Origin of the sequence: Kineothrix alysoides, assembly GCF_000732725.1 — a bacterium.
Taxonomy (GTDB): Bacteria; Bacillota; Clostridia; order Lachnospirales; family Lachnospiraceae; genus Kineothrix; species Kineothrix alysoides.
In genome coordinates this window covers 1,836,384-1,851,757 of sequence record NZ_JPNB01000002.1, presented here as the reverse complement: position 1 = coordinate 1,851,757, position 15,374 = coordinate 1,836,384, and the positions used below count along the sequence as shown (strand labels likewise).

The 15,374-nt window shown below is 33.6% G+C and carries 12 protein-coding genes and 1 pseudogene; all 13 read right to left on the bottom strand.

What is annotated here, in order from left to right:
* Window positions 1-28: 28 nt before the first annotated feature.
* The 13 genes and pseudogenes from CC90_RS0119470 to CC90_RS24270 all read right to left on the bottom strand — a co-directional run bounded on the left by CC90_RS0119470 (window position 29) and on the right by CC90_RS24270 (window position 15,366).
* Window positions 29-1,864 carry a hypothetical protein gene (locus CC90_RS0119470; RefSeq protein ID WP_031392386.1) on the bottom strand — a complete coding sequence of 612 codons (1,836 nt, stop codon included), beginning with the start codon at window positions 1,862-1,864 and terminating at the stop codon, window positions 29-31.
* A 32-nt stretch (window positions 1,865-1,896) separates the two neighbouring features.
* Window positions 1,897-2,919 carry an acyltransferase family protein gene (locus CC90_RS0119465; RefSeq protein WP_242843357.1) on the bottom strand — a complete coding sequence of 341 codons (1,023 nt, stop codon included), beginning with the start codon at window positions 2,917-2,919 and terminating at the stop codon, window positions 1,897-1,899.
* Between the two features lie 76 nt (window positions 2,920-2,995).
* Window positions 2,996-4,099: a DegT/DnrJ/EryC1/StrS family aminotransferase gene (locus tag CC90_RS0119460; protein ID WP_031392384.1), complete on the bottom strand. Its 1,104-nt coding sequence runs from the start codon at window positions 4,097-4,099 to the stop codon at window positions 2,996-2,998.
* Between the two features lie 35 nt (window positions 4,100-4,134).
* Window positions 4,135-4,683 carry a GNAT family N-acetyltransferase gene (locus tag CC90_RS0119455; RefSeq protein WP_031392383.1) on the bottom strand — a complete coding sequence of 183 codons (549 nt, stop codon included), beginning with the start codon at window positions 4,681-4,683 and terminating at the stop codon, window positions 4,135-4,137.
* A 3-nt stretch (window positions 4,684-4,686) separates the two neighbouring features.
* On the bottom strand, window positions 4,687-5,622 hold the full coding sequence (locus tag CC90_RS0119450; RefSeq protein WP_031392382.1) for a glycosyltransferase family 2 protein: 936 nt from the start codon (window positions 5,620-5,622) through the stop codon (window positions 4,687-4,689).
* On the bottom strand, window positions 5,622-6,041 hold the full coding sequence (locus tag CC90_RS0119445; protein WP_031392381.1) for a sugar 3,4-ketoisomerase: 420 nt from the start codon (window positions 6,039-6,041) through the stop codon (window positions 5,622-5,624). Before CC90_RS0119445 ends, CC90_RS0119450 begins: the two co-directional genes overlap by 1 nt.
* A 6-nt stretch (window positions 6,042-6,047) precedes the next feature.
* Window positions 6,048-8,699 (bottom strand): YfhO family protein, encoded by a 2,652-nt coding sequence (locus tag CC90_RS0119440; protein WP_031392380.1) that lies wholly within the window; start codon window positions 8,697-8,699, stop codon window positions 6,048-6,050.
* Between the two features lie 36 nt (window positions 8,700-8,735).
* Window positions 8,736-9,827 (bottom strand): hypothetical protein, encoded by a 1,092-nt coding sequence (locus CC90_RS0119435; RefSeq protein ID WP_035315860.1) that lies wholly within the window; start codon window positions 9,825-9,827, stop codon window positions 8,736-8,738.
* Between the two features lie 32 nt (window positions 9,828-9,859).
* Window positions 9,860-10,105, bottom strand: a complete 246-nt coding sequence (locus CC90_RS0119430) for a hypothetical protein (protein WP_132038506.1) — start codon at window positions 10,103-10,105, stop codon at window positions 9,860-9,862.
* A gap of 128 nt (window positions 10,106-10,233) precedes the next feature.
* Window positions 10,234-11,085, bottom strand: coding sequence for a glycosyltransferase (locus tag CC90_RS0119420; RefSeq protein WP_242843342.1), 852 nt, complete (start codon window positions 11,083-11,085; stop codon window positions 10,234-10,236).
* Window positions 11,086-11,134: 49 nt separating this feature from the next.
* Window positions 11,135-12,849: pseudogene (locus CC90_RS0119415) on the bottom strand (glycosyltransferase).
* Between the two features lie 15 nt (window positions 12,850-12,864).
* Entirely contained in the window at window positions 12,865-14,022 is a 1,158-nt protein-coding gene (locus tag CC90_RS23390; protein ID WP_051869801.1) for a methyltransferase domain-containing protein, read from the bottom strand.
* A 12-nt stretch (window positions 14,023-14,034) separates the two neighbouring features.
* Entirely contained in the window at window positions 14,035-15,366 is a 1,332-nt protein-coding gene (locus CC90_RS24270; RefSeq protein WP_031392374.1) for an ABC transporter ATP-binding protein, read from the bottom strand.
* Window positions 15,367-15,374 lie beyond the last annotated feature (8 nt).

Below are 15,374 nucleotides of genomic sequence, written 5' to 3'. Positions count from 1 at the left end.
TCTCCTCATAAGGCATTATTGGGTTACGCTACTTCTGTATAACTATAGTCTTATTTAATAATATCATTTTAGATTCCCCCTCATTTTCCAATATAAGGCCCATCTGATATTCTCCGGCATCTAAACCAACTAATTCTTTATCAATACTGAACTTTGAATTCCTATACATCTCCGCTTCATTCATATTATCAGTTATATTGATTTCATATAGATATACCTTATCAGCTGAACATAGTGCAAGCTTTAGTTCGCTTTTACTGGAATCCTTTTCTAATGCAACAATATATCCTGACATCTTAAGATGCGTTCCGTTTGTCATCTCTAATGACCACACATCATAATTAATATTCAGCTCATCATGATTCTCTTCTATTAACGTAGTTATGTCTTTTTTTTCCAAAGAATAGCCATGTTCAAAAAACAGGCTGGAATAGTTGAAATCTTCAAATGTAAAATTCCATATGGAATTTACGCATCCAAATAAAGCGATACTGACAATTGCAATTGTAACTGTTTTCTTTTTCAACAAATTCCATACTTCTTTCCAAGGGCATTCCGAGGCTAAATACATATATAATATTACATAACAAGGATAAAAATAGCGTGCTTCTACATGTGTACCTGCTAAATGTATCAATGCCGGCAGAATAAAAGCAAATATATATAAAAAGTATCTCTGGAAGAACACCTTAATATTTTTAAATTGTGAACTTCCTCCATTCTCCACATCTCTATTTATTTGTATACCTAACCCTAAGAACATAGACAACCATAACAAAAAATTGGAAACCATAATTAAATATTGTCTCGAATTCAAATCTTTTACATATACTTCATTACCATACCTCGGATCAATATAATTAGCAAATTTAGTTGTATACAATCCCAAAAATTCCAGCGGGTATTTCACTGCCAGCTTAAGAACAGTTGATATCTTAACATCCCTGCCTTCGATATCTTCTGCTGCCAATATATTATCCGCTAATTTACTAGATGAAAGCATTACTACTTCCGGGTGTATTCCCGTAATATTTGTCTCATATCTTATATCTTTTATTCCGCTGTAATATTCCAGTCCTTCTATTCCAGAGGTGAAAAAAATGGGGACTTCATATGAATTTACATTATTGGATGAAATATTTAACATTATTTGTGGAACAGCTGAAATTCCTATTCCCAATAACATCGCAACTATAACACCAATTTTTTTAACATATTGTTTTTTTAATTTATAAACGATTACAATTGCCAGCGCTAAAAAAACAATTGGCTTACAGCCACTTCTGATATAATAAGATACCCCCAAACAAACACCGCATAATACGGCCGTGATTAAGTTGATGATAACATGCTTATCCGATGATATCTTAATTAAAAGCATTAATGCCCAAGATACCGTAACAACAGATGGAATATCTGATAGTGGATATATGATAAGCCCATTCCAAAACAATATCGTAATAATAATAGGTATAATTCTTTGAAAAATAGAAACCTTTTTTTCAAAGAGTTTCTCAAAAACTTCCGGTAACGCATATGCTAAACCGCTGCTCATAAAAATAGCGGCAAAGAACCAGTATCCTATTTGCGTATCCATACTAAAGATCTTACAAACAGCCATGATAAACGGCCAAGCATATCCCCTTATTGAAAAAAGATATTTTTCTATTATATCTTGCGGTATATTTAAATAAAAATTAAATAGCCCTTCTTGCTTAAAATAATTTGCCATCAAGCTATAGCCGTTCGCATCACCATATGTCTCTCTGACATTACATATCAGTAAATCTGCAAATATCAATATAGTACCTATACAGAACCCAATAACCTTGTAATTTCTTCTCATAAGTTTTTTTAATTCCATTAGTTCTCCTTACACATATTACCGCTTCTTCTTTATTGTAATGCCTGTTTTTCTCCTATTATATACTTAGATGCCGTACTTTTAAATTTATCCCATATATACCGTCCAATGACAGGAATAGCAAACATCATGGAATATGCTGTGAAACGCATAAGCCACATATTAGGTACATATTTCCATACATAAACAACAAATATATTCTGAATCACAATGTGCCATAAGTAGATATCCAGAGAATATTTCCCTAGTATAACGAATAAATTAACAGCAATCTTACCTTGCAGCTTTTTAAAAATAAACGCAAACAGTAAAAAGCTGGATAACATATATAATATAACAGATATATTCGGCGGATTTAATGTCCATGGAGAAAGATATTTATCTATACCGATTGTCCGGCTAAAATCACCACCACACCAAAAAGTAGTTTTCGCCATATAAATTCCTATTCCCCAAAAGAATACAAAAAAGATGATTTTTTTACCGTTTGCAATCCACTCTATTAATTTTTCATATTTTCTTCCTATCTGTATTCCCAGTGCATAAATGACCAAATAACTGCTTCCTAACAGAGTAAAATTATTTCTGGTAACAAATCCTATAAAAAAACAAGTAAATAGAAAGCAAACTTGAAGTGTATATCTGAACCTCTTGTCGGCCGGTTTCTCAGCCATTTTCCATAATAAAAATAAGTAAGGCGACAAAATAGATAATATGATATAGTATTCCATAAAATAAAATGGCCCCACAACATCAAATTTAAAAATCAACTGACCAAGCTCTATAAAGCTCCAGCCATTCCATTTCTGATAATAGACTCCGCATACCATACAACAAACCACATAGGATAAAAGAGCTGGTTGCATGCTCTTAAATGTATATGAAAAAAGTTCTCTCCCTCCGGTTTTATTAATATATCGTTCTATGGAAAATGCTTTTGTAATCCCCATGCACAGAATCAGCATAGGAACAGAATATATTGTCAAAAAATTGATCCAATCAGAATGATGCAGGAATGCAATCTGATGGCAAACAACCACTCCTATAATGGCCATACCTCGAATTGCATATAATTCGCTATACTTTTTCATCTTGTACTTTCCCTCATATTATCCACAACCTATTGTTAAGTCAGTCACTAAGCTGAAATGTATTAATTGCCTTAATCACATACTTCTGTTCTTCCAGTGTCATTCCATTGTATAACGGAATCGACAGTACCTCTTCTGCATATCTCTCCGTTACCGACATGCTGCCTTTATTCAGGCCCAAATAAGAGTATGCTTCCGATAGATGCGGTGGAATAGGATAGTGAATGATAGTCCCTATCTCTTTCGCATTCAAATAATCAATCAACTCCTGTCTATTACGGCAGCGGATCACAAACTGATGCCATACCGTCGTAGCTCCTTTACGTACAGTTGGCAGGACTATTTGTTCATTGTGAATCTCATTCAAGTATATATTGCACAGCTTGATTCTTTCTTCCGTTAACTCTTCCATATGTGAAAGTCGTACTCTTAATAAACCCGCCTGCAATTCATCTAATCTTGAGTTTGTTCCGACCAGCTTATTATAGTATCTCTTCTCACTTCCATAATTCCGGAATATTCTAAAATCTTCTGCTATTTTATTATCATTCGTTACAATTGCCCCTGCATCGCCGAAGGCACCCAGATTCTTTGATGGATAAAAGGAAAAGCAGCCTATATCACCGAATGTTCCTGTCATCTTTCCATCAAAACAAGCTCCATGTGATTGGGCACAGTCCTCTACAAGACGCAGATTATACTTCTGTACCAACTTCATAATTGTTTTCATGTCAGAGGCCTGTCCATAGAGATGCACAACAAGAATCGCCTTTGTTTTTTCTGTAATTTTCTCTTCTATCTTGGATACATCTATGTTGTAATATTCGTCCGGCTCTACAAAAACAGGAGTCGCCCCATTCATTGTAATTCCCATGACACTTGCTATATAAGTATTCCCCTGTACGATTACTTCATCTCCCGCACCAATACCCAACACCCGGAACGCAATCCAGAGAGCATCCAGTCCGCTGGCAAGTCCCACACAATGTTTTGTTCTTGTATATGCTGCAAATTCCTCTTCGAATTGTTTTACCTCGTTTCCAAGGACATACCACCCGGAGCGTAATACCTCTAAAGCTTTTTGCTCGAATTCCTTCTGATACATTCCAAAACCTTTATCTAAACGATTGGGCATTATTTTCATGAACTTGTCTCACTTTCTCTTGCTGGTTCCTGTTTCTAATTATTTATAGGTATTCCATACTTACCCTGGTATTCTGTCCTCAATATCGAGTACCACTTCAATGATTTATACTCGCCTTCCACGACTAAGTGATTACGGAACTCACCTTCCAATACAAGGCCGCATTTTTCGTATAACTTAATCGCTGGGATATTATCTGAAAATACATTCAGATATACTCTTTCAAGATTATATTTAACAAATGCAAGTCGAAGTATTTCTTTTGTCGCTTCTATTGCAATTCCTTTTCGTTGTGCTTTCCTTCTAAGACTTATTGCATATTCCGCATGCTTATTGGCTATACTTATCGCTTTCAAGCTAATCGTTCCAAGATATTCATCGCTCTCTTCATCTGCAATGGCGTAATGAATGGTATTTCCTTCTATTGGTGCACGTAAAGCGCTCCCTGCATTTTGAATAAAGCTCAGAACACTTTTCTCATCTATTTTATCCGAACCAAATCGGAAATTCTGCCGTATATATGGATCCGTCATCCATTCCAGCATACCTGCCATATCTTCCCTTTTCAACTCACGCAGCTTCATTTTTTAATCCTCTCCCCCCGGCTCGTTCTCTTCTTCTATAATATATGGCGGTCTGTTTCGTGAAGCATCAAAGGTTCTCCATAAATAGCTGCCTAAAATTCCCATAGTCAGCATGATGATTCCAAAGCTGAATAAATTGAATATAAATAGGGTAGTCCAACCATCAACCTCTATTAATCCTAGTAACTTAAAAGTCAACACGAATATTGCCCAAGCTAAAGCACCGAAAAATGATACGGTTCCAACCCCGGCGACTAAAGTAATTGGCAGAGTTGAAAAGCTAAACAAAGTATCCGCTACTAATCTTATCTTCTTTTTAAATGTCCAGCGGCTGGTCCCTATCTCACGTGCCAAACGAGTATAATAAACCTTCTCTGTCTTGAAACCACTCCATAGGATTTGCCCCGTCAATGCGCTATTCCTCTCGTCCAATGCCATTAACACATTGATTACTTTTCTGTCTAGTAGATATACATCAAATCCACCTTTTGGCATAGCAGGCAAAGATGTCTTTCTTACCAGATTGTAATACAAATTGGAGAAAAGTGTCTGACTCTTCTTTTCCTCTCTTCCACTTCTTACTGCGAGAACTACATTATTCCCTTTGTTCCAGCTTTCTACCATTTCAAGAATCAATTCAGTAGGTTCCTGTAAATCCGCCGCCTTAACAACAGCACAGTCGCCTGTACACTTAGAAAGTCCGCATAAGATGGCGGCGTGAGAGCCGAAGTTTCTGGATAGGCTAATTATCTTAATATTAGAATCCACTTTTACCAGCTTCTTCATCACCTCATAGCTCTTATCCTTGGAGCCATCATTCACAAGCACAATCTCGTAATCATAATTGATCACATCTATAATTTTCTGCTTCATATCATCGTATAATGGCTGCAGGTTATCTTCATTATAATAGACTGGTATCACTATTGATAACTTCATTACCCCTGCCCTCCACTTATAAGCTCTACAAACTTATCATAATCACGTATATATTCCTCCGTATCATAATGTTCGCTGGCAAGGCAAAGGAGCACAGAACCCTCACTAAAGTCATACATATCTTTCCATACCATCTTTGGAAGATAAATACCTGTATGTGGACGGTTCAAAGCAAAAATAGCCTCATTTCCTCTTCCATCCTTCACGCGGACCTTGCTTTGTCCGGAAACATTTATTAATACAAATTCTGTTCTTTTATTGGCATGCTGCCCTCTTACTACTTCTGAATCCGAACCATATATATAAAATATTCGCTTGATGTCAAAGGGGATATCTACTCCCCCCTCTACTATAACCAATTGGCCTCTCCCATCGCCTTTTTGTGGGAATTCCAACATTTGTACGCTCTGTTTTTCCATCTTTGATTATAACTCAATTACTTCCCTATGAAAATAATTGAATTTTCCTCCTTTCGCATTTCCTCGATGTAACCGCTCTAAAAAAATCAAAGTAACTAATATTATTGCTGTAATCGTTGTTACAATTGCGCCCATTTGGATACTTGTAGGCTTATAGGCAATCACAACATTATTATTTCCTTCACTTATTATTACACCGCTAAAGCCTCCATTAATACGCAAGACCTCAACTTCTGCACCATTTATATATACCTTCCAGTCCTTATCATATATAATAGGCAGGTACAGTAAACTACTGTCACTCGCATTTATACTTCCCTCGATATATTCATCATTCCATTTAACTATTTTCATAGTTTCTTTTTTCTTTTCATCAATAATTTGCTGCAATTCTTCTGCATTTTTTTCATATATTTCAACTATAAAATCACTGCTTGGTAAATCTATTTTCATTTTCTTTATATTTAAGCTATCTATATTCGTATATTTTTCTTCCTCCGCTTGAAAATTTACAGGAATATAGTTATTGACGCTATATGTATCGCTATTAGCATCTTCTATATAAATATTCCCAGAAATTATGTCTGTCGTGTTATTTTTTATTTTTACAACTAGTGGATTTTGATTTTTCTTCTCTAAAGTTATTTCCTGTCCATTTGCAGTATCGTTGGTGGCCAAATTAAATTCTACCGGACTCAATGTGATTTGAATTCCGTCTTTTTCTGATAAAATATTTTTAACCCCGGAAATATCTTCCTCTTCTATAATACCCATCTCATAGACAACATTTTGTTTTTCATACTGGTTTAACTCATCAAATTTTTCCCGGGGTATATAATAATCATATAAAAATCCAAAACCAATATTATTAAGGTTTTCATACAAATACATATTTCCAACGCTATGAATTTGTCTGAATCCATAAAACTCTGTATCATCTGTTGATATCATATATTTACCGCAATTTATATCTCGTAAAGATTGCTTATCATCAAATCCATAAAAATAGTTTGAATTCTTTACACGCAAGTCAAACATATATTGTAAATTCCAATAAGAATCAGTTAAAATAGAACTATAGTACTTCTCGCCATTATAATGTTGAATCATGCTATCATTTAAATCTATATAGGCATATTTTTTATTTATTCTATAAATTCCCTGATCCCTACCAGAAATATAATCAAACATATCAGATGATTGATCAAAATAGTTCATCGAATTTTTATTATTTCGTTCAATTAAACTTCTGCATTGCGTACTAATCACTCCATTAACTGTTAGTTCCAAAGCAAATATAATTATAATAATTAATACTTGATTTTTTTTATTAGCCCATGTTTTACTTAAACATAAAAAATATATTGTGGAAATGAAAAATACTGTCAAAATTGAATATATTATAATAACATCCGCAGGGTCTTGTTTGTTTTGTAACAAATAAGAGCAGTATAAAACTAATATCGCGCTAATCATAGCGTATAAAATCTTGAAAACAATAGGTTTAATCCTTTCATTCTCATTGCTTTCGATCTTAGAAAAACCCAATCCGATTCCCATTCCTATTACTGGTATTATAACGTATGTCCACCTATAAGTAATAGTACTAAATGCATTAAAAATAATTGCCGGAATATGCGGAAAAATCATGCAAAAGGAGATTAATATTGTCACGATCAGAATATTTCTTTTAAATGTTTTTTTGCTGTATATTAAGGGGATTATAAATAACACAATTATTCCCATATATACAAAAGGAGCTTCATACCAATTACCATATCCGTAAAAGTCTTTATTGATTCCTAAAATATTATTCGACAAAAGCCTTAGCAGCAGCGTAAAGTACTCCTTACCAGTTGCCAGCTCTAAACCAGGCACTATCTTGTTTCCCAATCTTGGGCTATCCAAAATATCAGATACAACCGGTAAAAAAATTATTGCCGATAGCCCTATACCCGCAAAGCATAATAATATTGTTTTAAATCCATGGACGATAAACTCTTTATATTGCTTATCCGCTATCCTAATCCAAGTTCTAACGATATAATATAGTGCTAAAAATATTAATGTCATATAACAATAATAAGGCATCATCATCGCCAGCCACGCTAGCGTTATTACAAAAGCCGGCCATCTCCCCTCCTGCAGCCAACACTCAAAGAAATAGAGAAGAGCTATGAAAAAAACAAACATTGTAGCATAGTTGTAATGCTGCCCCCAGCCAACAAACCACCCTGAAAAAACTACGCTTAAAGAAGCCATAGCTTTTGCACCCGCTTGTATACCCATCTTACTAAAATACAAATAGGCAAATATGGATAGCGCAATATACTTTAAGCACAAAGAAATAAAAATACCAATATCCATATTATAAGGTGAGAAAAGAAACGTAACCCAGTTAAAAGGATCTATCAAGAAATAAGAAACTTGCAGCATTGATGATGCCCCCAGGCCCAGGTTCATATCCCAAAGCTTAAAATCCTTCAAGAGATCAGCTACATATGCGATGCTGGGCCAATAGCTGGAATAGGTATCCGCTCCTATATCAAGGAACATATACATCTTTCCCGAAAAAAGTATAGGCAGATAAATGATGCTAAAGATTACCAGGCACATACCTCCATATAATAATACAACTTTGTTTTTCTTTATAGACATATTATTTCTCACACCACCTTTGCCATCTATTCGTTCTTACCTGCTTTTTACAAACTTTACTGTTTTAGAAAAAAGCGATTTAACACCTTCATCTTTTAAAGTCCGCACGCCTTTGTGAAGATAGTGTATTGGATTTCGTTTTTTACTCAGCCTGATTCGCATTTCCTTATTACATAGGGCAAACGGATTTTCACAATTGAACATCACGTCGTAATTACTTCTATACATTATACGTAATTTATCATCAATTTCTTCACCTGAAGAATACTTACTATAACTCCATTTAGTGGTAGATATATTGTCTGAATCGTTCTTTTCATGCAATTTTTGATAATCATTATATAATTTTCTAAATGGATGATCCTCATTTTGCAGCCAATTTCTCATACAATTTTCAATTGTTTTCCCATATCCGGAAAAGTGAATAAAGCGCAGTGGATCGCCTTTTATAAAATAATGATTTCCATCGTTCGTCATTCCGCAATCCAAGAGTGACCATGTTGCAAAATCATATCCTCTATGCTTTAATATCTCTGCATCAAAAAAACAAGGCGCTAAATCAATCCACTTCTGATCAGTGAATATCCCCCTCTGTATATCATCATAGCAAAATAAATATAATCTGTCTGCCCACCAATTAATAAACCGCTCTGCTTCTTCACTATGATTAACAGCCAAAAACCCCAAATTATATACACCATGTGCCGTCGACGAAAGCTCCATATCAATATTTCCCGGCTGCAGCAGATGTGGACATAATATAATAGGCTTTTTTTCCAAAAGCTGTTTTAATTCTGTAAAGTCAGAATATACATAACAGTCCGGGTCCAAATACACAAATTTGTCTTCTCCGGGATATGTTTTTAATAAATACCTGAAAAATTGCCCCTTTACCGCAGTTGATGCTTCAACGATCGAATGTTTATAAATAAACTGATTAAAATTCCCTTCCCACATATCTTTCGATAAAATCACCTCATCGAAATATGGGAAATCCATTTCCTCGCCCTTTTCCCTTTCAGTTAAGCAAACAAAGAATTTTGCATCAGGTATATTTTTCTTTACTGATTCCGCCAATGTCCTGGCTTTGTGTGCGTAATTTGTACATATTGAAGTAAAAACTATCATAATATATCTTCATCCTTTTATTTTATAATTTCTTATGTTTCATATATGACCTTACTGCCAAGCGAACCATTATTGCTTATTATTAACTCTGCCTTTATTATATAAATTAAATTATCTATAATTGAATGAAAATCCGAATCTAATATTTTAGTGCCCGCAGAAAACATACATGCTTCACCTATAATAACGCTATTGTCATTATCTTCTGTCATAGTTATCTCAAGCAATTTACCGATTTCCCTAAATTCTTCTATAATAATTTGTATTAAAATTACCACTTATTGTTACTACAACCTTTTCGCGTATACCATCCGAACATTTCGTCCCTATTTTATTATCATATCTTTTTATTTTGTTAATATCATTAACTTCACTCATTTTTCTTCCCCCTTATCACATTATATACTTAACAAAATAATTTCCGCATAATTCGTTTTATAACATTTTCTTCTTCATACCCTTCCAGCAATCTTTTTAGTTCAAATTCATATTTTCTTTTTAAAAACGTTTGTTCAATCAAGGCATCTCTCAATATTTTAGCATAAACCTTTGAATATTTTTCATAGAACTCTTCATGGCTATCGTATATTCGGCTATAAATCTCTTTTACTTGCATACTGTTATCCATGAACTGTGTAGTTCTGGAAACCTTTTTTATCCTATAATGAAATAGAATTTCCGGTATCTGATAAATTTCTTTTCCTACTGCTAAAATAGATAACCAAAAATCATAATCTTCCATTCCCGAATCCATATATGTATTAAAGCCACCAACCTTTTCCCAATCGCTCTTATAGAAGATAGCCGTTACAAAAACTATATTATCTAATAGCATCGTTTCAAAAGAATATGAGGGCAAATCCCATTTTCCATTTTGCTCACCAAATAAATCGGCTTCACAATAAACAACACCTATATTCGGATTGTTCTGCAAAACTTTGACTGCCTTTTCAACATAGGTTGCATCAATTTTATCATCTGAATCTACAGGCAAAATATATTCGCCGGACGCGATATTGATTCCATAGTTTCTGGCTCCGGCAGGCTTCAAGTTTTCTGTATGCAGTACTTTCATTCTTTCATCGCTTAAATCGTTTAAAATATTAATAGTATCTTCTTCATCAGATCCGTCATCGATAATAATTAACTCTATATTCTTGTATGTTTGTTGCAAAACTGACTCTATTGCTTCATGAATATATAACCCATCATTATAACAAGGCATAATTATACTAACCTTGGGCATACTTCTTTTCATATCTTATTTTCTCCTAATTTTTTTCGCTCCTTCTTATCATTACATATATTTAATTACGTCTGAATAAATTTCTTCTCTTTAAATATTGTACGATATCCTGATTTCCTAAATCTTCATGCTCCTTTTTCAGCTTGGTATGATTTTTAACAAGCTCCTTATATTGATTTTTTAATTCTTCATGTTCTTTTTCCGACTGTTTATACTTTTGCTCTAATTTTAAATATTTTTTTTGTATTTCTTCCCTCGCCGTCACCTCCTCATTTAAATTTGAATTAATTTGTTCTTTAGTACTTCGCTCTTTGAAAAATAAACTTTTTGCTTCCTCATAATCTTTTTCCACATATTTGATTTTATCTGTGAGAGCTTCTACTTCTTTTGATATTTTATTAATGTGCTCTGCGACTTCTTTTTCACTCATCCTGATTAATTTTCCACGTATACGTATTGCCTTACCCGAATACGATGCCTCGCAAGATATATAAATAGGATCAAGGTCCATAAAAATATCTCCATCCTCATCGTGAAAATAAGTATTGTCAGGGAGCATCTCTATATCTTTATTATCGATTTTGCAACTTTCCATACAACACTTTACAAATATTTCCTCCGCAGGATCAAAGCGCACTCTTTTAATCTTTGCATTTGGCAAATCAAGAGTAAATAACCAATCAAACTCATATTCATTAGTTAAAAAATATTTATATTGAATTTTATTATTTTCTTTCCACCCATCTCCATTATCCCAGTACAGCGTCGCTCTTTGCTCCGACATATAGGGTAAAACATAAAAGATATCCACCCTTCCGGTGTCTTCAATAAAATTTTTATGATTATAATTATATTGCCTTTTAACAATCGCTGCTTGTACAGGATTATTAATTATATTAAACATTAATTGTAAGCCAAATAGCCGCGTATATTTTTGCATTCCTTCTTCTAAACATATGCGCCCAAAGGCATATTCTATAAGAAATTCTTCCCCCAAAGTATATTCTTCTGCCTTGGGAAAGATTTTCAGGAATTCCTCTTTGTCCTTCACTTGTAAATAGTTGCTTAACATGAAAAACAGTTCAACAGTTGAGCGTATTTGCGAATCCGCTCGTAGTCCGCTCGTATTTTTCCCATTTCGATGTACCCGAAACTTTACTAGCTTCTCAGGTAAAATAAAAATTTCATATTGTAAGCAAATTTTTATCCACATAATCATATCAGGAATCTGACTCATTCCATGTATAAAAGGCTGAACATCACTATATACCCGCCGTCTCATCATCAAACTGGGATGACACAAGCAATTTCCTTTGTAAAAAAACCTATTCAGCCATTCATAACGATTGCAATTATCCACCTGGAATAAGTTATAATAAAATCCTGTTTCTTCCTTATATATTTCGCCATTTTCGTCTATAATTTCTGCATTGGTAAATACGCCTGCATATTCGGAATGTTTGTCCAGAAAAGCTACTTGTTTTTCAAGTTTATTATATTCCCACACGTCATCGCTATGATGTACGGCAATATATTCTCCCTTTGCATATTTAAAAATACCTTCTGCCAAAACACCTTCGCCATAATTTTTATCATGATAAACTTTTACAATTCTGGGGTCAGTATATTCATCAATAATATTCCTTGAATTATCTTGCGAAAATCATCTATGATTATCAGTTCATAATCTTGAAAAGTTTGTTTTAGTACACTTTCTATACTTTCTTTGATATATTTCGAATGATTAAATGAAGTTAAGATTACAGACACCTTCATAGCTTTCCTACTTTCTCAATTACTTACATGAAATTCTTTATAAATTAATAATAAATTTTCTTTTTCTGAATTTCTCAATTTTAAAAATATATTATATGTTCCATTTTCGAAAATATTCAAAGCATAACTCAAAGCAATTCCCGAATAATAATAATTATTCCCGTTTTCTCCAAATGTAGTTTGTATGTCTTCGCGTTTTTGTAAATCAAAAGCAAATACTTTTTCTTCCATACTTAAATGGTTTTGAAAAACTATTTTTGCTTTTGTATACCTGCTGTTTTCACAAACAAAATAACCCCATCCCCAAATAAGTATTTGGCCATTATGTTCTTTGCAGCAATCAATCCAATAATTAATTTCCCCCTTTATTCTGTTCATTTGATCAAAATCTTGTTTATAGTTATCAACAAAATTCTGAATAAGCTCTCTTTTCTTTGAAAAATTATTTAAATTTTTATCTACAATATATAGTGTTGATGTATCAGTTAAAGCATTCTGTCTATAATTTTCTTCGCCAAAATCTGCTTTCCTCATTTCATTTACTTTAAACCCCACCTCCTTCAATCGATTAACAAAATCTATTTTTGCATATTTTCTTACATGATCTCCCTGACCAAACCTTCTCCAATTTTCCGCTTCCGTAAGTCCCCACTCTTCATCTGTTTCTGTCTGATTTAAATCAAGCGGGACAAGAATTATTGCCAAACCATTCCTATCTAAAATTCGATAAATTTCCTTCATTGCCAATTTATCGTCTTTTACGTGTTCCAAAACATGGCAACATATAACTAGGTGAAAGCTTTCATTACTAATATCTTTCATGTCTTGGACATCTAATCTATAATCGACATCTTCCATATATAAATCTGCCGTATAATAATTCGTATCCTTGCCTGAGTTAGAGTAAATAAATTTCTTTATTGCTCCTGAAGGCGCAATATCTAAAATATTTATTTCTAGTGTCTTTGTTTTTTCTAGTAACTCTTGCAAAAATAACGCACATAATCTATCTCTATCCAGAGCATAGCAAAATGGACAAGAATATTCATCGGCATTTAATGTCTCAGATCTGGATTTTTGTTTACTTCCATACTTCAACGGGAGTTCTAAATATTTTTTTTCTATTGCCACGTACTTTTCGATATTATTTTTACAAATAATACACTTCTTCATAATTGTGCCCTTTCACACTAATTTGTTTATCTCTACTTCGTTAGGAACATACACTTTATCCCACAATTTGGCGTCTTTACACTCTTCTACCTCAAATACCTCTACATTTTCTGCATAGTCAACAAATAAGGCACTCCTATTTAATATAATAGGAGTAGAAACTACTGTCGAAATATTGTATATTCCTTCGACAAGCGGCACTCTTGTTGAAAACTCAACTAAATATATTTCTCCTTCTTTTCCTCTAATTTGGTGTCCTAATTCTCTTGTTGTGCCACTGCCGATAATTTCCATATTCTTATCATCTCTTATATGATAGCCAATACCCACTTCAGCGTCTTGAAAAAATTTTATACACATTTTTATTTTTAACTTCTGATTAAATTCAGCGCTCTTTATTACCACATCATTTATATCCGTTAATTCAAAGTTAATTAGCTTAACTGTTCCCGTCCCTTCTCGAAATGGTGCTATTCTTTTTTCTAACTCCACATTATATAAATCTTTGCTACATTCTTTCGTTGATATCGGCGCATCTCTTTCTGTTTTATCAATAATACCTTCTTCTTCCTTACTCACGTCCATCACTTTTAGATGTTCTATGTTCATATTCTCTCTTATTCTCTTTAAATACACATCCGCCAGTTCTTCCGCATTTCCTTCCATTATCTTTTTCCCATTTTCAAGATAGATACATCTCTGACATAATCTCTTTACTGTGTTCATATCGTGTGTCACAAATAGAACGGTTGCACCGCCTTTCATAATTTGGTTCATCCTTGCCATACATTTTGCCTGAAACGCGGCATCTCCTACTGCTAATGCCTCATCTACAATCAGTATATCCGGTTCTACATTAACAGCTACAGCAAAAGCTAATCTTACAAACATACCACTTGAATAATTCTTAACTGGCTGATAAATAAAATCACCAATATCTGCAAAGTCAGCAATATCATATATTCTTTTTGACATTTCTTCTCTCGTAATTCCATTAAGGGTTCCATTTAAATATATATTTTCAATTCCTGTATATTCAGGGTTAAATCCTGCTCCCAGTTCTAAAAGTGCGGAAATTCTACCTTTAACTTCAACACTTCCCCCTGATTGACTCAATACTCCAGTTATTATTTTTAACAGGGTAGATTTACCACTACCATTCTTTCCTATTATCCCGACAATTTCTCCTTTTTCTATTTCAAAAGAAAGATCTTGCAACGCATAAAAATCTTTATGACGGCATTTCGCAAAAGGAAACAGGCCTTCTACAATTCTTGATTTATTGTTCTCATATAGCTTATAAACTTTTGATAAATTCTCTATCTTAATTGCTAATTTGTCCATTAACTCAA